Genomic DNA, 21,234 nt, shown 5'->3' with positions numbered 1-21,234 from the left:
TCAGTCCGACGCGAGCAGTTCCGCCTCCGGGGGCTCGCCGCGCTCGAGTCGCGAGCGGTTCGACGTCGCGTCCTTCTCGACGCGGACGAGCGAATCGGCCGCCCCGACGAGTTCCTCGTCGTGGCTGACGACGACGATTTGCTCGACGTCGAAGTCGTTGCGCATCGATTCGATCAGCGAAACGAGTTGCGTGACGTGGCCCGAATCGAGGAACACCGTCGGCTCGTCGAGAATGAGCGGCGGCATCGGCGCGGTTCCCTCGACCCCTTCGGCCAGCAGCCGGTAGATCGCACACCGCAGGCTGAGATTGAACAGTGCCCGCTCGCCACCCGAGAGCTGTTCGGGCTCTAAGGCTTCGCCGTCTTTCTGGTAGACCGTCAGCCGGTAGTCACCGTCGAGATCGATCGCCGCGTAGGAGTCGTTCTGATAGACCAGCTCGAACGTCTCGTTGAGCAGCCGTTCTAGGGTCTCGACGTTGCGCTGGCGCAGTTCCGCCCGCAACTCGCCGTAGGTAGTCTGGAGCGTCTCGGCTTCCCCGTACAGCGACTCGAGGTGTTCACATTGTGCGTCGACGCGCTCTAAGCGCTCGCGGAGCCGCTCGAGGTCGGCAAGTTTCTCTTCGATGCCGCCAATCGCCCCCTGGACCTCGTCGCGTTCTGACTCGAGTTCTTCGAGTTTCTCGTCGACCTGCTCGATGTACTGCTCGGCGTTTCGCTTGTCCTCGCGGGCGGTTTCGACCCGCTCGTCGTCGAATTCGGACTCGAGGTCGCGTTTTCGCTCGCGCTTTGCCGACAGTGTTTCGCGGCGCTCGTCGTTCATCTCCTCCCAGTCCGCGATGCGCTCGCGAAGCGTGTCGATCTCGCGTTCGAGCGTGGCCCGTTCGTCGGCGATCTCGGCGATCCGCTCGAGGGTCTGGAGCGTCGCTTTGATCTCCCCGCGCTCCGTGTTGATCTCGCCGAGGGCGGCCCGTGCGTCGGCCACATCGTCCTCGCGTTCGTCGGCAGCGGACCGCTTCGCGTCGGCCTCGGCCTCGTACTCGTCGGCGTCTGCTCGCAGCTGATCACGCTGCTCGCGACGATCCGCGATGGCTTCGCGTTTCTCGGCGAGTAACTGCTCGACGTTTTCGCGGTTGTCCTCGAGTCGGGCAACCCGCCGTTCGACCTCGCACAACTCCTCGGCGCGGTCGATCCGCTCGTCTAGCTCGTCGCGTTCGGCCTCGAGGCGCTCGCGTTCGGCCTCGAGGGCAGTGAGTTCCTCCCGACGGTCGTCCAGCACGTCGACGTGTGGCGAGTCCTCGACGGGCTGGCCACACTCCGGACATTTGCCCTCCTCGAGCAGCCGTTCGCCCTCCTCGATCGCGTTCTCAGCGGTCCGGATGTCGGCGATGACGTCGTTGAGTTCCGTGGTCACCTCCTCGCGATCGGCTTCGAGGGACGTGCGGTGGGATTCAGCCGCGCCGAAGTCGACAGGTGCGTCGTCGAACGCGGCCCGCGCGTCCTCGATCTCCGCCTCGAGGTCCTCGAGTTTCGCCTCGCGATCGGCGATTGCCTCCTCGTCAGCGTCGATCCGTTCCGTGAGGTCGGCGGCGTCGTCGCGGGCGGCTGCGGCCTGTTTCTCGAGGTCAGCAGCTTCCTCGCGAAGCCGCTCGATCTCCTCGGTGCCGGTTTCGATCGTCACCGTGACGTCCTGGAGCTCGTCGGCGAGTTCATCGTCACGCGCCTCGAGTTCGTCGATACGAGCCTCGATCGTCGCTTCGTCGGGATCGGTCGTCTCGAGGGCCACTGTCTCGAGCAGGTCGGCACGCTCATCTGCCAGTTCCTCGCGTCGTGCCCTGCTTTCGCTGATCTCGTCGCGTGCATCCTCACGCTTGCGTTCGGTGGCTTCGATCTTCGATCGGAGATCGTCGATCTCTGCCTCGAGCGTCGCGATCTCCTCGCGGGTTTCTTCGTGGCGCTCGAGAACGTCTTCGGCCGTCTCGAGAGTCTCCTGAGCCTGCGTACGCTGCGTTTCGTAGTGATCGATCTCGTCACTGATCTCGGCACGGCGGGACTCGAGCTCGTTGAGTTGCGCGTGGAGATCCTGCGCTTCCTTTTGTTCGACCTGCTGCTGGAGGTCTTCGAGCACCTCGCGCTGGCCGTCGAGCACCGTTTTGACGCCGAGTCGGGCGTCGCTGGCCCGCTCGCGGTACTCCTCGAGTGCACCCAGTTGGAGGAGATCGTCGATCATGTCCTGGCGGTCGCTCGGCGACGCGTGGATGAGCTTGTTGACCTCGCCCTGCCGGACGTACGCGCAGTTGACGAACGCCTCGGCGTCCATCCGCAGGAGATCGGTCACCTCGCGGCGGACATCGCGAGCCCCCTCGATGGTCTCGGTCGGCGTCTCGAGGACGCATTTCGTCGTCGTCGCACGGTCACCGCGGAGTTTGAGTCGGCGCTCGACACGGTACTCGCGGCCGTCGTGGGTGAACCAGAGTTCGACTTCGCTTTCCTCCTCGCCGGTGGTGATCACGTCGTCTAACGTGCGGTCGTCTAAGGCCTTCGAGCCGTAGAGTGCGAAGAAGACGGCCTCGAGCAGCGTCGATTTGCCGCTGCCGTTGACGCCGTGGACGACGGTGACGCCGCGCTCGAGGGAGAGGTCGGCGTCGCCGTAGCACTTGAAGTTCAGTAGGCGGACGCGATCGACCCTCATGCGAAATCACCCAGGGAAGCGGTGTCTGCGTCGGCAGTTTCGTCGGCCTCGCCGGCGTCGTCGGTCGTGCGTTCGGCTGCGTCAGCCGTCTCGGCGTGTCCGTCCGCTCCGCCAGTGTTCGTATCGGCCACATCGGGCGCATCGGCTTCGGAATCGGGTTCGTCTGCGAGCTGGTCGGCGACCGTCGTCACGTCCTCGTTGCCCGGCTTGCGCTCCGGCGCGGGCTCGAAGGCCGACCGATCATCCTCGAGCAACTCGCGAACCCGTCGCTCGACTGTCTCGCGGACGTTCGCGTCGGCGAGGTCGCCGTTCCGGACGGTCTCGTCGATCTCGAGGGCGGCATCGCTGAGCCCCAGTTCACGGACGCGCTCGCGGACGGCGTCGTCCGGGTTGGCGAAGTTCACCGACACCTCGTCGTCCTCGTCCGGGAGTTCCCGCCGGTCGTTGACGCGGGCGACGAGCGCCCCGCGGTCGATCGCGAGTTCCTCGATCGCCGCGGGCGTGATCGGGCGGCCCTCGCCCTCGATGGTGACGATGACGACGGCGTCGTCGAGGTCGTGCTGGCGGACGCGTTCCTGCACACGGTCGATTCCTTCGCCCTCCTCGAGTTCGACGTCGACGAAGACGAACTCGCGAGTGTCGGTGAGCCCGCGACGGCTGATCGCGACCGACTCGTCGAACTCGACGATGTTATAGCCACGATCCGCACGCTCGCTGGCGCTTGCCCGTTCGGTCGAGCCACAGTAGGTGACCCACGTGTCACGCACCTCCGCAGTGTCGGGTTTGTGGTTGTCTCCCAGCAGGACGGCGTCGAAGTCGACCGTCGACTGCTCGAGGACGGTCTCGGTGTCCCAATCGGCGTGGGCAAAGGGTTCGAAAAGGCCGTGGCTCACCAGCGTGGCGTGATCGGCCGTCTCGGGGACCGGGTCGAACACGTACTCGAGGTCGTCCCGGCGCGAGCGGGGGACGAAGTCGAGGCCGTAGAACGCGGCGTCACCGACGACGACCGGTTCGGCACCGAGTCTGGTCGCCAATCCGAGATCCGCAAAGAGATCGAGCCACTGCGCGTCGCGTTTCGACTCGTGATTGCCGACGACGGCGAGAAAGGGGATATCGGCGTCGGACAGCGTTCGAAGCACGTCGATCGTCCCCTGCAAGTCGACCAGGCTCGGCCGGCGGTCGTGAAAGAGGTCGCCGGCGTGGACCACTGCGTCGACATCGTCGGCGACAGCGTCCTCGACGACCGAGCGGAACGCCTCGAGGAAGTCCCGTCGTCGCTCGGGCGAGTTGTACTGCTGGTACCCGATGTGGGTATCGCCCGTATGGATAACCCGCGTCATTGGCCAGTGGTTGGCGAGTCCACCCTAAAGGGATTCCGTCACCGGAGTGAAAGTAAAACCGAACCGTCACTCGAGGCAACGGATCTCGTCACACGGGAGCGAGACGCGCTGGCCGACAGGTTGTGAGACGATTACGTCGCTCCATCCACGGGCGCTGTCGGCACGAATCGAGAGGCGACCCAACCGATCGCGGCAGCGATAGCCGCGGGAATCGCAACGAGGAGTAACAATCCGAAGAAGGCACCACCGGCACCGCCGTCGACGGTGACACCCGGTCCGAACGCGATCAGGGGCACTGACAACAGGACGAGAGCGACGGCGTAGCAGGTCTTCGCGATCGCCTCCTGAACGGTCCGACAGCGGACGAGATAGCCGGTCGCACCCAGCCACACGGCGGGACCGACGAGAAGGATCCAGCCACTCTCAGTGAGGATTAACAGCACGAGGGTTTCGACGATGCCGACAGCAAGTCCGCCAGCAATGCCGACCAGAACAGTGAGCGTGTTGTCGACGAGGCCGTCCGGGTCCAGCAGTCGCTCCGAGTCGTCGTCGGCGAACGCGTCAGTCTCACCACGAGTGGCAAACGAGTCGGCGTCCGTACTGGCAGCGGATCGACGTTCGGTCGCGTAGTCGGCGGTCGTTGAGTCCGTGGGGAGATCCGCCCAGCAGTGCATGCAGTAGGTCGCCGTCTGCCCGACGGGTTCCCCACACTCCGGACAGTGCAGATCGAGAGGGCCCTCACTCATCGCTACTCCCCGGTCGAACGAGTCTCGTGGCAGTCGCGGTCATCGGTCGATCGTTTCCGGAGACAAGACACTCCCCGCTATTAACATATTCGTGCGGCAAGCGGCGGAGAAGACGCATCCGATGCGGCAAGCGGTACCGAGAGAGACATCGGTGAACTCACATCAACGAGCAACAGACGGCGACAAATTCGAGACCCCGATCAGGCGTCGATGTCGAGACTGTAGAGACGTTTGCGCGCGTCGGAGAACGAAAACCGCGAATCGACGACGTTCTTCTCGTCGAGTCGGTTGAGCGCATACCGGACCGTCCGGGAGGGCAGCAGCGTCTCGTCGGCGATCTGCTGTTGGGTCATCGTGTCGTTGTACTCGAGGACCTTCGCGACGAGTTTCGCACTCGGCGGCAGTTCGCGGACGTCGTCCCACGTTCCCCGATCGCTGGTCTCCTGTCGAATCGGCTCTGAAGCACTCATCTTACACCTCCATTTCGAATACGGGATAATAATATTTTCTATTCCATCTAATGCCTGCTAGTAATACATCGTAGTTGAGTGCACCTACCCGAAGCCTCTTAAGAACCAACACCCAAAGGACGGGTGATGAGCGACACTGTGGACGACGTCGACCTCCCATATGATGAGGACGAGGCGTCCCAACAGGAGAAAATCCAGGCGCTCGAGGAACGGCTGGAGATCCTCGAGGCGCAAAACGAGGAGATGCGCGACAAACTCCTCGATGCCAACGCCGAGAACAACAAGTACCAGCAGAAACTCGAGCGGCTCACGCACGAGAACAAGAAACTCAAGCAATCCCCGCTGTTCGTCGCCACCGTCCAAGAGATCACGGACGAAGGCGTCATCATCAAACAACACGGGAACAACCAGGAGGCGCTGACCGAAGTCACCGACGAGATGCGCGCCGACCTCGAGCCTGACGCTCGAGTGGCGGTCAACAACTCGCTATCTATCGTCAAGCCACTCTCGAGCGAGACCGACGTGCGCGCTCGCGTGATGGAGGTCACCGAGAGCCCGGATGTCAGCTACGAGGACATCGGCGGACTCGAGGAGCAGATGCAAGAGGTCCGCGAGACCGTCGAGATGCCCCTCGAGAAGCCCGAGATGTTCGACGACGTCGGGATCGACCCGCCAAGCGGCGTCCTGCTATACGGGCCGCCGGGCACCGGGAAGACGATGCTCGCCAAAGCCGTGGCCAACCAGACCGACGCCACCTTCATCAAGATGGCTGGCTCGGAGCTGGTCCACAAGTTCATTGGCGAGGGTGCCAAGCTCGTGCGCGACCTCTTCGATGTCGCCCGCGAGCACGAGCCCGCCGTCATCTTCATCGACGAGATCGACGCCATCGCCGCCAAACGGACGGAATCCAAGACCTCCGGCGACGCCGAGGTCCAGCGGACCATGATGCAACTGCTCTCCGAGATGGACGGCTTCGAGGAACGCGGCGAGATCCGCATTATCGCTGCGACCAACCGCTTCGATATGCTCGACCGAGCCATCCTCCGCCCGGGCCGGTTCGACCGCCTCATCGAGGTGCCAAAGCCAAACCAGGAGGGCCGCGAGATCATCTTCGAGATCCACACCCGTGGGATGAACGTCGCCGACGACGTCGACTTCGCCGAGTTGGCCGAAGAGGCCGAGGAAGCCTCCGGTGCCGACATCAAGGCCGTCTGTACCGAAGCCGGCATGTTCGCCATCCGTGACGACCGCACCGAGATCCGGATGGAAGACTTCCGCAGCGCCTGGGACAAGGTTCAGGCCGAATCCGAGGACACCGAGGACGTCTCGAAAACCTTCGCCTGAACGCTCTCGAGGTCGACAGCGATCTTTCTCTTCGTTTTCAATCGTCTACCGACGGCGCTCGAGAGACACGCTGGTGGGCCGTCGAACGCGATAGGAAACGCAGTCGCCGATTAGCAAAAGAAGACGACTCGTCGGGACGTGATCCAGTCGCTACAGCATCGAGAACACGAGCCACGGCACGATGAACATGGCCAGCGTCAGCACTGCGAGGATCAACACGTATCCGATGCCCGTTCCTGCTGCAGTGAGCCACGCGGGATGCTCGAAGTCACTGAGATCGACTGCCATGTCCCGTCTATCCGGTGACGCCCGCATAAGCATACCGGAAGCAGACTCGAGAATCGCCGTTTTCCGCAGGGCAGTCCACTAGCGGTAGATGTTCTGATACCGGTCGTGATACTCCTTGAGCGCGAGTCGCGCCCTGCGCCGCGAGGTGAAGCCGAAGCCGACCGCAGCGCAGTCCTCGTCGTCACACTCCCAGCGAAACGTGGCGGAGTTCGGGTCTCGAGTCACCGACGCATCCGTTTCGCACCGCGGACAGGTCCACCCCCACCGGATATCGCCTGCGTCCAGGCTCGGACGGTCCATATGGATCTACGCTCGAGTTGTAGCGAGCACATAAAAGTCTCCGACTCGATAGGTTTTGGCTTTAAATGAGAGCGATCAGCTCTCACACTCGGTCGGGAACTGACGGCTTATGCTGGACGAATCCAGGCGAGCCGATCGCCCCGCTCGAACTCTTCGTCTTCCCCGATCACGATCTCCTCGAGCGTGCCGGTGGCTGGTGCTGGCACGTCGACGCTCACCTTTTCGACCTGAAATTCGCAGATCGCGTTGCCCGCTTCGACGCGACTGCCCTTGGCTGCGAACCAGTTGACGACGACACCGACGTCCTCGTCTGCGTCGTCGGGCCAGCGATCGCTCGTCTCGACGGCGACACGGTCATCGGTCCCGCTCATTCGTCCCCTCGAACGGCGCGAACGGCAGCCGCGATGTCGTCCGTCCCCGGAACGACCTCGTCTTCCATCGGTCGCGCATACGGGATCGGCACGTCCGGAAGCGCAACGCGCTCGACACCCTCGAGGTCGTCGAGGCCGGCCTCGGCCACGCTCGCGATGATCTCGCCGGTGACGCCGTACGAGCGATAGTCCTCGTCGACGACGACCAAGTGGCCGGTCTTGGCGACGGAGTCGCGGATGGTGTCGGTGTCGAGGGGGACGAGCGTCCGGAGGTCGACGACCTCCACGTCGAGTCCGTCGTCGGCGAGGTCCGCGGCGGCCTCGAGCGCGCGATGGACGTGTAGCCCGAGGGTGACGACAGTCACGTCCGACCCCTCGCGTTTGACGTCGGCGCTGCCGAACGGAATCGTATAGTCATCCTCAGGAACCCCGGTCTTCGGGCCGTCGGGTGCCGGCAGCCAGCCGATCCCCATCAGCCGCTTGTGGAACATGTAGACGACCGGATCGTCGTCGCGGATAGCGTTGTGCATCAGCCCCTTCGCGTCGTAGGCGGTCGAGGGCACGACGACTTTCATCCCCGGGAGGTGTGCGAACGTCCCGTAGAGAGTCTGGGAGTGCTGGGCGGCGTCGTTGTACGTCCCGCCGACCGCAGCCGTCAGCACCATCGGGACGTTTATCGAACCGCCGCTCATGTAGGTGTTCTTCGCCAGCTGGTTGTAGATCTGGTCCATCGCGACGCCGAAGAAGTCGACGAACATCAGCTCGGCGATCGGCCGCATCCCCTCCTGAGCTGCACCGACGGCCGCGCCGATGTACGCCGTCTCGCTGATCGGGACGTCCATGATGCGGTCGCGACCGAACTCCTCGAGTAAGCCCTCGGTGCTGTCGAAGATGCCGCCGTAGTCCGCGACGTCTTCGCCCATGTAGAAGACCTCGTCGTCCTCGCGCATCTCGTGGGCGATCGCCTCGACCATCGCTCGGCTCATCGTCAGCGACCGGCCGGGCTGCTCGCTCGCGTCGTCTTTCTCCTGTTGTGCCATCAGTCGTCACCTCCCGTCTCCGCGGTCGATGGCTCGCTATCTGTCACGCCCGAGGGCGGATTCACGAACACGTCCTCGTAGGCATCCTCCGGCTCCGGTTCGGGCTGATCTTTCGCCCACTCGATGGCCTCCTCGACGCGGTCGTGAGCCCGCGAACGCAGGTCGTCGATCGTCTCATCGTCGACGCCGTGAGCCCGGAGGTCCGCCTCGAGCCGCTCGATCGAATCGCGCTGCTCGGCGGCGGCTTTGTCCTCGTCGGGGCGATAGGCCTCGGGATCGCCCATGAAGTGGCCCATGCGTCGGTGGACCTGGATCTCGAGCAGCGTCGGCCCGTTCCCGTCGCGGGCGCGTCCGACGGCCTCCCTGGCGGCGTCGGAGACGGCGACGGCATCGTCGGCGTCGACGCGCATACCCTGCAGGCCGAACCCGTCGGCGCGCTGAGCACCGTTCTCGACGTCGGTGACGCGCTCTTTGGGCATGCTGATCGCCCAGTCGTTGTCCTCGACGACGAAGACGACGGGCAGGTTCTGGACGCTCGCCAGGTTGAGCGACTCTAAGAACGCCCCCTGGTCGATCGCACCCTCGCCGAGGAACGCGACGGCGACGCTGTCGGTGTTGCGCTTTTTGGCCGCCAGTCCGGCACCGACCGCAGGTGGACAGCCCTCGGCGATGATGCCGCTGCACGCGAAGTTAACGTCGGGATCGAACAGGTGCATATGGCCGCCTTTTCCGCCACTCAGACCGCTTTCGCGGCCGAAAATCTCGGCGGTCATTCGCTTCAGGTCGACGCCTTTCGCGATGGCGATATGGTGGGGCCGGTGTGGTGCCGTGACCGTATCGTCGTCCCGGAGGTGCTGGCAGACGCCTGCGCCGGCGGCCTCGTGACCCGCCGCGAGGTGAAGTTCCCCCGGGATCGGGCCGGCGGAGATATCGAAGGCGGGCTGTTTACCCACCATGTACTCCTCCTGTAATCGTTCTTCGTACTGGCGCGCCGTCACCATGTTCTCGTACATCTCTTGTAACTCGCTAACAGCCACCATGATTCCTGTAGACGTAACGGAACGGACCGTCAAATAGCTATGCCGAGTCGAGGGATCGAACCACGATTGCTGGTGGAACTATCGCGGATACCGAACCGAACGAGCAGAAGCACACGTTTCGGACTGTTTTTACCGGGTGACCCGCTACGGACACCCAATGACGAAAATCGTCGTGGTGGACAATCACGGACAGTTCACCCACCTCGAGCGCCGGGCGCTTCGCGACCTCGGCGTCGACACGGACCTGATCGACAACGACACGCCACCAGAGGAGGTCGACGCCGACGGCGTCGTCCTCTCCGGCGGTCCAGACATGGACCGGATCGGAAAGTCTCCCGAGTACCTCGAGGCGGACATGCCGGTCCTGGGCATCTGTCTGGGAATGCAACTGATCGCCGAGGAACTCGGCGGACAGGTCGGGAGCGGCGAGTACGGTGGCTACGCCGACGTGTCGGTCGACATTGTCGACGAAGACGATCCCCTGACCGGCTCGCTGTACCCCGAAACCCGCGTCTGGGCGAGCCACGCCGACGAGGTCACGGAACTACCCGAGGGGTTCGAACTGACGGCGAAAAGTGACGTCTGCGACGTCGAGGCGATGAGCGACACCGACCGGGACCTCTACGGCGTCCAGTGGCACCCGGAGGTGGCTCACACTGAGGAGGGCGACGAGATCTTCGAGAACTTCCTGTCGATCTGCGAATCGCAGTAATTTCGCGGCCGATCCGACTCGGCTACTCTCGTGGATGTGATCGCTCTCGGACGGAAACTGGGCTCGTCACACAACTGAATTGAGCGATCAATAAGAGCGCATCAGGTCTGCCAGGCGAGCGAGAGTGTCGTATCGGATTCGATCCAGGCCGCATCGTTCGTTGTGTCGAAGATACGAACAGTACCATCATTCGTCTCTTTTGCGGCACATCGGGCGGGTTCGGACGGTGCTTCCGACATAGTAGGTTGGCGTCGGATGAGAACTATCAACACACGATATAGGTCTTGTGTCTCGCAGGCGCTCCACGAGTGGAGAATATAATAATACACTGGCTGAGACAGGTACCGGACGAAAACTGACCGAAATCGTGCCGGGGCTCGGCCGAGAGCGACTCGGCTGGTGACCAGCGGTGATTCGGTGACTACTCGGCCGGTTTCTCGCGCGCGGGACCCCGCTGGTGAAGTTCGATCCCGACGTCGTCCGGCTCGAGGACATCCGGAAGTTCCTGGTCTCGGTCGCCGGTAATGTCGGCGAGAATTTCTCTAATGTACGCGTTGAACAATTCGGGATGCTCGCTCATCGGGAAGTGACCGATTTCGGCGAGTTCGATCGCTGTTGCTCCCTCTCCAACTCCCTCGGCAGTCTGGCGGCCGTCTTCCGGCGTGGTCAGGTAGTCGTACTCGCCGTTGGCGATGTAGAGGGGACACTCGTCGGCGTTGACCTGATCGAGCTTGTCACGGTAGTCGTGATCGACGGAGTAGTAGTAGAGATCGCCCTTGAACACGCCCGTCGCGCCCTGCTCGTAGAGGTACATCGTCTCGCGCTTGGTTTGTTCGGGGCTCTGGGGAGCCATCAAACCCCAACACGAGTAGGCGTTGACCTCCGTCGTGTTCACCTCGGGGTGGTCGAGCCAGTCGATGTAGAACCCCGGGCTATGCGCACCGCACTCGAGGCCGATCAACGCCTGGAATCGCTCGGGATACCAGTCGGCTAACTCGAGCGCGATGTTGCCGCCCATGCTAGAGCCCATATAGATCGGGTCCTCGAGCTCGAGGGCGTCGGCAAGGTTGACGAGCGTCTCGGTAAACTTCTCGGCAGTCATCGTGTAATCGTCGGTCCACCACTTTTGGGTCGTCGGCGGCACCGACTTTCCGTGATAGGGCAGGTCGTGGGCGATGACGCGGAACTCCTCGGTGATTTGCTCGTCAGTCAGGAGGTGGCGCCATTCCTGACAGTTGTTGCCGGCCGTGTGCTGACAGAGGAGCGGAATGCCGTCCTCAGGACCGTTCTCCTCGAAATAGATCCGGTGGTTGACGCCCTCGACCTCCGTGTGGACGTACGACCCGCTGATCGGTTCGACGTCGCCTGGCTGGTAGGTCGTCGACATGTTAGCTCCCTCCGTCGTTGTGTGCGACCCGCATCAGATCGAGCGTTCGCTGGAACGCACGGAGATGCTGGAAGATTTTCTTGTTGTTGCCGGTCAGCTGGAGGTGGCCGTCCTCGTTGCGAACCGCGGTTCGATAGTGAGACGCGATAATCTCGTGGTTGAACGCGGGCGGTGTCTCCTGGACGAACTCCTCCCAAGTCTCGCGGTCGCCCTCGACGCCGAACGACCACTGGTTGTTCATCGTCGGGTTTGGCACGAGCTGTGTGATCTCGCCGCCGTCCATTTCGAGCAGGACGCGCTCGTCACCGATTTCGACGTAGAAATTCTCGGAAAATTTGTCATGTCCACGTACTTTCATTTCCTGATCGCTGTTGACGGTCTCTTTGTACGACTCCCACCACTCGTGGGTGCCGAGTTCTGTATCGTTCATCGAAACCACACGGCACGTTCGCCGAACGACCCGAAGTAGCTCACACAATAGTACCCGATAGCTCGAGCGTAAATACAACGACCGCTGGCCTGCAGCCACGGTTCACTCACAATCTGACGGTGTTTTAAATTGGCTCGAGCAGATGGTTTCGTCCGAAATGAGCAGATTGGGGATCTCATAACGCTGGGTGGCGCCATTTCTGACGCAGCCGCGCCGATCGTACAACTGTGCCGGAAACCAGTGATAGCAGCCCGTCTCAGTCGTGTTCGCGAGTCGCAGATGGCTGCGATACTCGGTCAGTCGTCGACCGATGCCGATCGTGACCGACGAACCCCGTCCAGTAGACGAGCAGGCTCGGCAGGACGAGCACGCTCGCGACGAAAGCGTACACGATCGAGGCCGCCGCGATGAGCCCGAAGTACTGCAGCGACGGCAGGAAGGCGAACGCGAGAATGCCAAACCCGCCGGCCGTCGTCGCCGCACTGCCCAGCAGCGCGCCGCCGGTCCCGGTCACCGTCCGTCGGAGTGGGTCGCCGGCCGCGTCGCTGCGCTCGAGTTCCTGGTGATAGCGCTCGCTGACGTGGATGCTGTAGTCGATGCCGAGCCCGATAGTGAGACTCGCGATCATGCCGGTGATGTAGTTGAAGGGGATCTCGAGCAGCCACATCGTCCCGAGGACCCAACACAGCGTCATGAGGACGGGACCGAGCGTCACGACGCCGAGCGAGGCAGCGCCCGCCGTCCGGCGGTAGACGACCAGCATCAGGCCGCCGACGACGGCGAGCGTGACGAGCAGGCTCGCGACGATCGTGTCGACGATCGCCCCTTCGGTTCGATAGTTCACCACGGTGGCCCGTCCCGTCGCCGTGGCGGTGAGTCCGTCGCCGTCGACGTGTGACGCCGCGTCCCGCATTGCCACCGTCACCTCCTCGTTGGACGCGTCGCCGGTAGCCGTCAGGACGAGCCGGGCGGCCGCGTACTCGCCGTCGTCGGTTCGGTGGACGACCGCCTCGGCCGTTGCGGGATCGGCGGCGACGAACTCGTCGTAGACGGTCTCGAGATCCGAATCCGGAACCCCGTCGCCGTCAGTGTCCGCCGCGTGGAACGTCGCGTTGAACGACTCGTTGGTCGCCGCGACGGACTCCATGGCCGTAAGCGGGCTCCGGACGGCGTGGTCGCCGCTCGAGAGTTGCGCGACCGTCCCGCTTGCCGTCGCCGCTCGCTCGGCGTCGTCGATCCGCTGTAGCGTCTCGGGATCGGTGAGATCACCTTCGACGAGCAACTGTGCGCGGCGATCCTGCCGGACGAACTCCTCCTCGAGCGTCTCGAGCGTCGCCGCCGCGGTGTACTCGTCCGGTGCCATCGCGTCGGGGAGATCGTGGGTCCAGTCGGGCTCCTCGGGGAGGAACGCGGCCGTCTCGAAGGTCGTCTCCACCTGCGTCGCGCCGTAGGCTCCGCCGGCACTGACGACGAGCGCGACGACGAGCACTACAGCCGGTGCCCGGCGGGCGAGCCGGCTGCCGACGGCGAGTACCGATCCCAGCCGGTCGCCGGTCCCGATCGCAGTTCGCCGCCGGTCGATGCCGCGGGCCTCGAGGAACGCGTCGAGTTCGACTTTGGCGGTCGGGACGAACAACCCGAAGACGGCGAGCGCGGCGACGATCCCGATCGCACAGACGAGGCCGAACTCCCTGATCGGGCCAATCGGGCTGACGAGGTTCGAGAGAAAGCCGGTCGCCGTCGTCCGCGTCACGGTGACGAGCGCGACGCCGACGCCGGCGAGCCCGGCGGCCATTCCAGCCGCTGGACCGCGATCACCCTCGTGTCGTTCCTCCCGGCTTCGCATGAGGAGGTGGATCGCGTAGTCGATCGACAGCGCGATCAGCAAGACAGGGACGGCGATGAAGACGAGCCCGAAGTCGATCCCGAGCCAGCCCATGGACCCGACCGTCCAGACGAGCACGAGCGCGACGCCACAGAGCCCGAGGACGACGTCGATCGGGTCCCGGTAGGCGATCGACAGGACGACGAGCACGAACACAAGCGCCAGCGGGCCGACGATACTGAGGCTGTCGGCCGACGCCGACGTGATCTCGTCCGCCGTGATTCCGTGGCCGAACACCGATGTCGATCCCTCGAGTTCCGACGCGGCGAGATCGCCGATCGCCCGCTGGCCGGTCACGATCGAGTCCGGAGCGGTGTCGGCGGCGACGTACTCGCCGTCAGTGTCCTGAACGACGGCGACGATAGTTCCCGACGCCGTCGGCTCGCCAGGCTCGTACGCGGTCGGCATGAGCGCGAACAGCTCGTCGCGGTCTGTTTCGGCGTCGAATACCCGTTCGATCGTCGCCGCGAGTTCGTCATCGTCCATGGACTCTACCTGCTCGATCTGGGCCGCCAAAGACGGCTCGAGACCGTCGGCAAGCGCCGCGCGATCGGTGGCAAGCGCCTCGTACTCGTCGGCGAGGAGGCCACGGGTTCCCTGCCGGATGGCTGCCTCGCGTGCCGTTTCGTTCTCGGCCTCGCGAAGCCGCTGGGCCGCCGTCTCGAACGTCGCGCCGTGGTCGTCGGTGAGTTCGACCGACGAGTTCGCGCGGACGGCGTCGAACTCGGCCTCGACGGATGCGTCGGGATCGTTTTCGAGGCGCTCGAGCGCCGCGGCAAGCGCCGCGTCGGTTCGGTTCAGCTCGGCCGCACGCGACTCGAGTTCGGCGGCTTCCTCCACCTGAATCGCTGCCGTCGCGATGGCGCTTGGAACGCTTCTGATCGGCTCGTCGTCGGCCAGCGTTTTCGACACGCGTTCGTCCTCGTGGAGCGCTCGCTGGAACTCGAGGATCGAGACGAGCGACGAGCGGTCGAGGACGTTCCCGTCGTCGGCCTCGACGACCACCTGTGCGGTCGTCGTCTCGGTGCCGCGTGTGGCGAAGTCGTCGTCGATCGCGTCGAGTGCCTCGCGTTCCTCGGATTCGACCTGAAATTCGTCCATCGCGGTGTCTTCCTCGACCGCGGCCGCGCCGGCCCCGATCCCGGCCGTCAGGAGCAAGACGACGACGAGAACGAGCCGCCTGTGCCCGACGATCGCATCGGCGAGGTCCTCAGCGTCCATCGCGACCACCGTACCGACCGAACGTTCGGTCCATAGCTGACCGAACGATCGGTAGGGTTGAAAAATGTGGTGGTTCTCGGTCGCGACCGCGGTGACAGCGAGGCCACGCGCTTATATACGGATCGACCGAACAGTCGGTCAGTATGGACGACACCCAGACGCCGTTCGACGAGTCGGCCGGCGGGAAGGAGGCGATCTTCGCAGCGACGTACCGGACGCTCGAGACGGACGGCTACGCCGACCTCTCGATGGGTCGTGTCGCCGACCAGGCTGCGGTGAGCAAGTCGACGATCTATCACCACTTCGAGAGCAAGGACGATCTGGTACGCGAGTTCGCGGAATCGCTGCTCATGCTGTACGGCGACGAACTCGTCCTCGAGACCGAGGGGAACGCCCTCGAGAGCGTCGAACGACTGCTCGACCTCGCGTTATTCGGGAAGACCGCCGACGGCGAACACCTCGCGGAGTTCGTCTCCGACGAGATTCACCGCGTCTATCTCGAGTTGCGAACGCAGGCCGTCCACGATCCCGACTACCGCGCGTACTTCGACGGCGTCGATCGACAGGCACGAGAGCGCCTCGCCGCCGTAATCGAGGCGGGAATCGAGGACGGGATCTTCCGCGACGTCGACCCCGACGCCGTCGCCGGTACGCTCTATCTCTTCGTCGAAGGGGCGCTCTTTCTCGGATGTACGACCGGCGATACCGAGTGGCTCGCGGACGTCCGCGATCAGCTCGACACCTATCTCGAGGGGCTGGTCCGCGACGAGTTCGCTGCCGACAGCTGACAGACTCGAGTTACACGCACACTCCCGTTGTGGTCGTCGACCCGTCGCAACTCGCCGGCTATCGGGCGAATCGACCGTCAGTATCTTGAGCGTCGGCTGAGATATGAGTGATAATGACAGCCGATACTGTCGGCCGGTTCGAACGCGCACTCGAGGGACTCGAGGTGGGGTTCGAGCGCGTTCCGGCCGCCGATGCGAGCGAGCGGATCGAAACGATCGTCGAGGAACCAGCCGTCGGCACGCCGCTGCCGTTCGAGGGCGTCACGCTCCCCGAGTCGGTGACGACGGCGCCGACGACCGCCGACCTCGAGACGGCCCGGACGGGCGTCACGCCGGTCGGCTTCGCGATCGCGGAGTACGGCACCGTCGCCGTCGAGTCGACGGTCGACGGCGTGGAGCCGATCAGCCTCTATCCAGAGCGCCACATCGCAGTCGTCGCGGAAAGCGACGTCGTCCCGGACTTAACGGCCGGCTTCGAGCGCCTCGAAGCAGGGTTCGAGCAGGGTCGAGACAGCGTCGTCTTCGCGACCGGCCGGAGCGCGACCGCCGACATGGGCGATCTCGTCCACGGCGTCCACGGCCCCGGTGATGTCGACGTGATCGTCCTGGAGGACCGCTAAGATGGCCCAGCGAACCCGATCGCAGCAAGCCGACCGAATCCGGCACCTGCTCGAGACCGAAGGCGAAGCCATCCACGCGACGGCGAGTGACTTCGACGCCAATCGACAGCGCGCGTACGGTGCGACCGACGACCTCGAGGCGCTACGAACCGAGGCCCGATCGATCAAGGAGGATGCCATCGATCGCCTTCCCGACTTGATCGACATGGTCAGGGACGCAGTCGAGGCCAACGGTGGCACCGTCTACGTCGCCGACGACGCTGCGGACGCGAATGCGTATGTGGCTGACGTCGTCCATACCGAGACTGAGGAACACGGGATCGCCGGCAGCGGTGACACCCCCTCGGTCGTCAAATCGAAGTCGATGACGACCGAGGAGATCGATCTCAACGATGCGCTTGCCGCCGATGGAATCGAGGTCACCGAGACCGATCTCGGCGAATGGGTCCTCCAGGTTGCAGACGACACGCCCTCGCACATCGTCGGGCCGGCGATGCACCTCTCCCGGTCGGAGATCGCCGAGTTGTTCAACGAGCGATTCGATCCCGACGAGCCGTTCGAGACGGCCGAAGCGCTCACCCGATTTGCTCGCGACTATCTCGCCGACCACATCCAGGAGGCCGATGTCGGGATCACCGGCGCGAACTTCGTCGTCGCCGACAGCGGGACGATCACCCTCGTCACGAACGAAGGCAACGCGCGCAAGTGTGCGGTCACGCCCGACACCCACGTCGCGATCGCGGGCATCGAGAAGCTAATTCCGACGCTGTCGGACCTCGAGCCGTTCGTCGATCTCATCGCCAAGAGCGCGACGGGCCAGTCGATCGCACAGTACGTGACGATGCTCTCGCCGCCGACCGACTCGCCGACACTGGACTTCGACGACCCCGAGGAGCCGATTACGGCCGGCGACGAAGCGAAGACGGACCGGGACTTCCACCTCGTCTTACTGAATAACGGCCGCATGGACATGCGCGAGGACGATCAGCTCCGTGAGACGCTGTACTGTATTCGGTGTGGGGCCTGCTCGAACTCGTGTGCGAACTTCCAGTCCGTCGGCGGTCACGGCTTCGGCGGCGAGACCTACTCGGGCGGGATCGCAACCGGCTGGGAGGCCGGCGTCCACGGCCAGGAGTCTGCCGCCGAGTTCAACGACCTCTGTACTGGCTGCTCGCGCTGTGTCGACGCCTGTCCGGTCAAGATCGACATCCCGTGGATCAACACCGTCGTCCGGGATCGGATCAACCGTAGCGAGGAGCCGGCGGCCACCGACTTCCTCGTCGACGGCCTCACACCTGATATGGAAGATGGTGGTCTCGACCCCGGCAAGCGCTTCTTCGGCAACATCGGCACGGTCGCGAAAGCAGCTAGCGCCACAGCACCCGTCTCCAACTGGCTCGCCGACGCCGACCCCGTCCGCGGGCTGCTCGAGCGCACCCTCGGAATCGACCGCCGCCGTGACCTGCCCGCGTTCCAGCGGGAGTCACTCGTCGACTGGTTCGAGAAGCGAGGTGGCGAAGCCGCCTCGAGTCGACGAGCCTCTCGAGCCGCACGGGACACCAGTACTGATATCGACCGTGAGGTCGTCCTCTATCCCGACGTCTATACGAACTACGTCGACACCGACCGCGGGAAAGCCGCGGTCCGAACGCTCGAGGCGCTTGGCGTCCCGGTACAGGTCCCCGACCTACCCGAAAGCGGGCGCGCGGCCCTCTCTCAGGGGATGGTCGCGACGGCCGACCGACAGGCCAGTCGACTCTACGCCGCACTGGCCGAGGACCTCGACGCCGGCCGGGACGTGGTCGTCGTCGAGCCCTCCGATCTGGCAGCCATGCACCGCGAGTACGAACGGCTACTGCCCGAGCGGTCGTTCGAGCGGCTCCGAGACAGTAGCTACGAGATCTGTGAGTGCGTCTACGGATTGCTCGAGAACGGGGCCGACCCGTCGGCGCTGTCGACTGGCGACGGCGCGGAGCCGGTAACGTATCACTCCCACTGCCAGCAGCGCACGCTCGACCTCGAAGCGCCGACGATCGCCGTCCTCGAGCGCTGTGGCTACGCCCCCGAGACGACGAGCGCCGAGTGTTGTGGGATGGCTGGCTCCTTCGGCTACAAACACGAGTACTACGAACTCAGTATGGACGTCGGCGAGCGACTCGCCGAGCAGGTCGACGGCGCGAAAACGGTCGTCGCGTCGGGCACCTCGTGTGGCGACCAACTCGAGGGGCTGCTCGAGCGGGACGTGCCACATCCGATCGAGTTGCTGGCACCCGGCTATCGGCTGTAGCGGCCGTCGGTACGTCCGTTCGAGCGATTCGTGGCACTCACCGGTTCGTCGCTTCGCACTGACGTTCACCGGAAACAGCCATACCACTCACACGTCGATCACCGATCTAGCACTGGCTAGGAACTCTCAAAGAGACCGAAAGAAGCCGTTCAGAACGCGAGACCGCGTCCGTTACTCCTCGAACAGCTCGTCGACCGCTTGCCGAGCCGCGAGCGCAGCATCGTCGGCGACCTGTTCGGGATCGGGGTCGGCCTCAGCGTCGGCCTCGGGCACGTTGAGGTAGACGTCGACCTCGAGGACGCCATCTTCGAACGTCACGGTGACGTCGAGATCGCGAACGGCCGACTGTTTGTACTGCGAGAAGACGTAGCCTTCCGCAGCGTCCGACGCCGTCTGGACGACGTCGTCGGCCGTCGGCTCGTTAGTCGGCATTTATGCGCCGCCAGCACCGGGGCCGCCAGCGGGGCTCGGACCGCCGCCCATGCCGCCACCGAGCAGCTCTTCGAGCTCGTCCTGCAGGCTCTCGAACTGGTCCTGTACGCGGTCTTCCTGCTTCTCGAGAGTTTCGAGGCGGAGCTCGAGCGAGTCGACCTTGTCCTCGAGGTCTTCCTCTGCCTGGTCGTAGTCGGTCTCGACGAGGAGTTCGCCGACGCTGCGGTACATGGTCGTTTCCTCGTCGATGTTCTCGAGTTCGTCGAGGGCGTTCTGGGCCTCGGTAAGGCCGGTTTCCGCTTCCTGCTTCTGGACGGCGACTTGCTGTGCCGTCTCCTGAAGGTCCTGTAGCTGTTCGATTTTCTCCTGTGCTTCCGGCGGCAGGTTTCCTTGCATACCTCGACCGTCGCCCTCCGGACTGATAAAGCCAAGCTTTGTGGTTCGCCGCGAATCGGCAGGCAACCAGTGCCACTGTTCTGCCGCGATCACTCCGATCCGCTACCGTCCGCCGCGACCGCGTCGGCTTCACCTGTCGGCGTCGCAGCGCTATCGGTTCGGATCGTGAGGTAGCCGACGACGAGGAACAGCGCCCCCCAGAGGAGGAAAACCGCGTCCCACAGGACGAGCGGGCCAGGACCGGCGGGCCAAACGTGGTGAATCCCGAGCAGGTGGTGATTCACGACCCCCTCGGCGAGGTTGAACACACCCCAACCCATGATCACCGCGCCGAGCAGCGTTCGGCCGGACTTCGGTACCGGTCGAAATCGCCACGCGCGCGAGAACAGGACGAGCCCGACGATCGTGAAGGTATACGTGCCGAGATGAAAGAGCCCGTCGGCAACCACGTTCAGCCGCAGGTTCGTCGCGACGCTCGCATCCGGATGCGACGACAGCATGTGATGGAACTGGAGGATCTGATGGAAGACGATTCCATCGAAGAACCCGCCGATCCCCAGTCCGAGCGCGAGTCCGGCAATCACGAGGGGCTTGGCGTCGGCGTCGAGGCCGAGCCACGTCGCAGGCTGTTCTGCCATACGGGTGGTTCGAAAGCGACGATAAAGACCGCGCGGCCTGCCGGTACAGGGCTCTGGCGGGTCACGCCTACTGGTTGGACTCGAGAATCCCTGCACCGGCGTCGGCAGTCCGCTCGGCGACGTCGACCAGCGAGAACCAGGTGTTCAGCGCGGCCCGCAGGGCGATCACGTCGTCGGCATCGATCTCGATACAAACGCGAGCGCCGTCACGCTCGAGGGTCGTCTGCGAGCGGTCGTCGTCGATCTCGCCGATCTCGCGGACGACGCTTTCGGCGACGAGTTCGGCACGCGAGACGCTCTCGTAGTCGAACTCGAGGGTCGCGTCGTGAGAAGACACGCTGACGCGTTACTGGACGTCGACTTCCTTGACGTCGCGGCTGCGTTCTTTCAGGAGCACGCGGTGGCCGCAGTAGGGACAGCGGACGCCGCCGTACTCGTCGAGCTGGACGTCGCGTTTACAGCGAGAGCATTTGTAACTCATACTGGACCTGAAGAGGTGGTTATTCGTCGTCCTCGGCGAGCGCAGCGCGGATGGAGCGCTGGACGGTGCGGCCGGCGGGGGTCTCCGGGCGGTAGGCACCGCCGGTGAAGACTTCGCCGGTCTCTTCGTTCTTCCAGATGCCAGTACCGACGCGGGTGACGTCGTCGCCGTCGACTTCGGCGTTCTGCATGTCGTCTTCGATCTCGCTGACGCGACGTCGTGCGACGCGGCCGTAGCGGGCACCGAAGCGGCCAGCGCTACCGACCTGTCCTTTCTTGGCCATAGTAGTGCTCTCTATCGCCAGCGGATTCTTAAACCTGTTGAGTCACG

The 21,234-nt window shown here is 64.3% G+C and carries 24 protein-coding genes; 5 read left to right on the top strand and 19 right to left on the bottom strand.

All coding sequences use genetic code 11. The features are described 5' to 3' along the window. From rad50 to ACFR99_RS10980, 4 genes are all read right to left on the bottom strand, one after another. Positions 1–2,688: a DNA double-strand break repair ATPase Rad50 gene (rad50, locus tag ACFR99_RS10995; protein ID WP_390287243.1), complete on the bottom strand. Its 2,688-nt coding sequence runs from the start codon at positions 2,686–2,688 to the stop codon at positions 1–3. Further along, the gene (mre11, locus tag ACFR99_RS10990) at positions 2,685–4,028 is read right to left on the bottom strand and encodes a DNA double-strand break repair protein Mre11 (RefSeq protein ID WP_390287240.1); all 1,344 of its coding nucleotides are present in this window, start codon (positions 4,026–4,028) and stop codon (positions 2,685–2,687) included. The genes rad50 and mre11 overlap by 4 nt, the downstream gene beginning before the upstream one ends. 131 nt (positions 4,029–4,159) lie before the next feature. After that, positions 4,160–4,774, bottom strand: a complete 615-nt coding sequence (locus ACFR99_RS10985; RefSeq protein WP_390287238.1) for a zinc ribbon domain-containing protein — start codon at positions 4,772–4,774, stop codon at positions 4,160–4,162. A 200-nt stretch (positions 4,775–4,974) separates the two neighbouring features. Beyond that, positions 4,975–5,244, bottom strand: coding sequence for a MarR family transcriptional regulator (locus ACFR99_RS10980; protein ID WP_390287236.1), 270 nt, complete (start codon positions 5,242–5,244; stop codon positions 4,975–4,977). A 126-nt stretch (positions 5,245–5,370) separates the two neighbouring features. Between ACFR99_RS10980 and pan1 the strand changes: the two genes are divergently transcribed. Next, positions 5,371–6,588 (top strand): proteasome-activating nucleotidase Pan1, encoded by a 1,218-nt coding sequence (pan1, locus tag ACFR99_RS10975; RefSeq protein WP_092928852.1) that lies wholly within the window; start codon positions 5,371–5,373, stop codon positions 6,586–6,588. A 150-nt stretch (positions 6,589–6,738) separates the two neighbouring features. Here the strand turns inward: pan1 and ACFR99_RS10970 are convergent, their stop codons facing one another. The 5 genes from ACFR99_RS10970 to ACFR99_RS10950 all read right to left on the bottom strand — a co-directional run bounded on the left by ACFR99_RS10970 (position 6,739) and on the right by ACFR99_RS10950 (position 9,600). Next, complete coding sequence (locus ACFR99_RS10970; protein ID WP_390287234.1) at positions 6,739–6,876, bottom strand: hypothetical protein; 138 nt, start codon at positions 6,874–6,876, stop codon at positions 6,739–6,741. A 78-nt stretch (positions 6,877–6,954) separates the two neighbouring features. Further along, on the bottom strand, positions 6,955–7,176 hold the full coding sequence (locus ACFR99_RS10965) for a hypothetical protein (protein WP_390287232.1): 222 nt from the start codon (positions 7,174–7,176) through the stop codon (positions 6,955–6,957). A gap of 107 nt (positions 7,177–7,283) precedes the next feature. Next, positions 7,284–7,547 carry a lipoyl domain-containing protein gene (locus tag ACFR99_RS10960; RefSeq protein WP_390287230.1) on the bottom strand — a complete coding sequence of 88 codons (264 nt, stop codon included), beginning with the start codon at positions 7,545–7,547 and terminating at the stop codon, positions 7,284–7,286. Next, complete coding sequence (locus ACFR99_RS10955; RefSeq protein WP_390287228.1) at positions 7,544–8,587, bottom strand: alpha-ketoacid dehydrogenase subunit beta; 1,044 nt, start codon at positions 8,585–8,587, stop codon at positions 7,544–7,546. The genes ACFR99_RS10960 and ACFR99_RS10955 overlap by 4 nt, the downstream gene beginning before the upstream one ends. After that, complete coding sequence (locus ACFR99_RS10950; protein WP_390287370.1) at positions 8,587–9,600, bottom strand: thiamine pyrophosphate-dependent dehydrogenase E1 component subunit alpha; 1,014 nt, start codon at positions 9,598–9,600, stop codon at positions 8,587–8,589. Before ACFR99_RS10950 ends, ACFR99_RS10955 begins: the two co-directional genes overlap by 1 nt. 184 nt (positions 9,601–9,784) lie before the next feature. Here ACFR99_RS10950 and ACFR99_RS10945 point away from each other — a divergent pair, with 184 nt between their 5' ends. After that, positions 9,785–10,339 carry a GMP synthase subunit A gene (locus tag ACFR99_RS10945; protein ID WP_390287225.1) on the top strand — a complete coding sequence of 185 codons (555 nt, stop codon included), beginning with the start codon at positions 9,785–9,787 and terminating at the stop codon, positions 10,337–10,339. Between the two features lie 101 nt (positions 10,340–10,440). On the opposite strand, the gene ACFR99_RS20365 is transcribed toward ACFR99_RS10945, so the two are convergent. The 4 genes from ACFR99_RS20365 to ACFR99_RS10930 form a co-directional block, all read right to left on the bottom strand. Further along, positions 10,441–10,578 carry a DUF7331 family protein gene (locus ACFR99_RS20365; RefSeq protein WP_465260896.1) on the bottom strand — a complete coding sequence of 46 codons (138 nt, stop codon included), beginning with the start codon at positions 10,576–10,578 and terminating at the stop codon, positions 10,441–10,443. A gap of 182 nt (positions 10,579–10,760) precedes the next feature. Continuing rightward, positions 10,761–11,726, bottom strand: coding sequence for an alpha/beta fold hydrolase (locus ACFR99_RS10940; protein WP_390287223.1), 966 nt, complete (start codon positions 11,724–11,726; stop codon positions 10,761–10,763). Between the two features lies 1 nt (position 11,727). Next, entirely contained in the window at positions 11,728–12,156 is a 429-nt protein-coding gene (locus ACFR99_RS10935; protein ID WP_390287221.1) for a hypothetical protein, read from the bottom strand. Between the two features lie 256 nt (positions 12,157–12,412). Further along, positions 12,413–15,262, bottom strand: a complete 2,850-nt coding sequence (locus tag ACFR99_RS10930) for an efflux RND transporter permease subunit (protein WP_390287219.1) — start codon at positions 15,260–15,262, stop codon at positions 12,413–12,415. A gap of 143 nt (positions 15,263–15,405) precedes the next feature. Here ACFR99_RS10930 and ACFR99_RS10925 point away from each other — a divergent pair, with 143 nt between their 5' ends. The 3 genes from ACFR99_RS10925 (at position 15,406) to ACFR99_RS10915 (ending at position 18,957) form a co-directional block, all read left to right on the top strand. Beyond that, a complete protein-coding gene (locus ACFR99_RS10925) occupies positions 15,406–16,050 on the top strand; it encodes a TetR/AcrR family transcriptional regulator (protein ID WP_390287217.1) in 645 nt (214 codons plus the stop codon). 113 nt (positions 16,051–16,163) lie between these two features. Beyond that, a complete protein-coding gene (locus tag ACFR99_RS10920) occupies positions 16,164–16,670 on the top strand; it encodes an LUD domain-containing protein (RefSeq protein WP_390287215.1) in 507 nt (168 codons plus the stop codon). Position 16,671: 1 nt separating this feature from the next. Further along, a complete protein-coding gene (locus ACFR99_RS10915; protein WP_390287212.1) occupies positions 16,672–18,957 on the top strand; it encodes an LUD domain-containing protein in 2,286 nt (761 codons plus the stop codon). A 171-nt stretch (positions 18,958–19,128) separates the two neighbouring features. Here the strand turns inward: ACFR99_RS10915 and ACFR99_RS10910 are convergent, their stop codons facing one another. The 6 genes from ACFR99_RS10910 to ACFR99_RS10885 all read right to left on the bottom strand — a co-directional run bounded on the left by ACFR99_RS10910 (position 19,129) and on the right by ACFR99_RS10885 (position 21,187). Continuing rightward, complete coding sequence (locus tag ACFR99_RS10910) at positions 19,129–19,389, bottom strand: DUF3194 domain-containing protein (RefSeq protein WP_390287210.1); 261 nt, start codon at positions 19,387–19,389, stop codon at positions 19,129–19,131. Continuing rightward, positions 19,390–19,785 (bottom strand): prefoldin subunit beta, encoded by a 396-nt coding sequence (locus tag ACFR99_RS10905; protein ID WP_008009632.1) that lies wholly within the window; start codon positions 19,783–19,785, stop codon positions 19,390–19,392. Between the two features lie 89 nt (positions 19,786–19,874). Then, entirely contained in the window at positions 19,875–20,423 is a 549-nt protein-coding gene (locus ACFR99_RS10900; protein WP_390287207.1) for a DUF2243 domain-containing protein, read from the bottom strand. A gap of 67 nt (positions 20,424–20,490) precedes the next feature. Beyond that, a complete protein-coding gene (locus tag ACFR99_RS10895; protein WP_390287205.1) occupies positions 20,491–20,760 on the bottom strand; it encodes a KEOPS complex subunit Pcc1 in 270 nt (89 codons plus the stop codon). A gap of 9 nt (positions 20,761–20,769) precedes the next feature. Further along, a complete protein-coding gene (locus ACFR99_RS10890; protein ID WP_006181151.1) occupies positions 20,770–20,904 on the bottom strand; it encodes a DNA-directed RNA polymerase subunit P in 135 nt (44 codons plus the stop codon). Between the two features lie 19 nt (positions 20,905–20,923). After that, the gene (locus ACFR99_RS10885; protein WP_008009665.1) at positions 20,924–21,187 is read right to left on the bottom strand and encodes an eL43 family ribosomal protein; all 264 of its coding nucleotides are present in this window, start codon (positions 21,185–21,187) and stop codon (positions 20,924–20,926) included. Positions 21,188–21,234 lie beyond the last annotated feature (47 nt).

Source organism: Haloarchaeobius amylolyticus, assembly GCF_042678045.1.
Classification (GTDB): Archaea; Halobacteriota; Halobacteria; order Halobacteriales; family Natrialbaceae; genus Natrinema; species Natrinema amylolyticus_A.
This window is presented reverse-complemented; position numbering and strand designations above follow the sequence as displayed.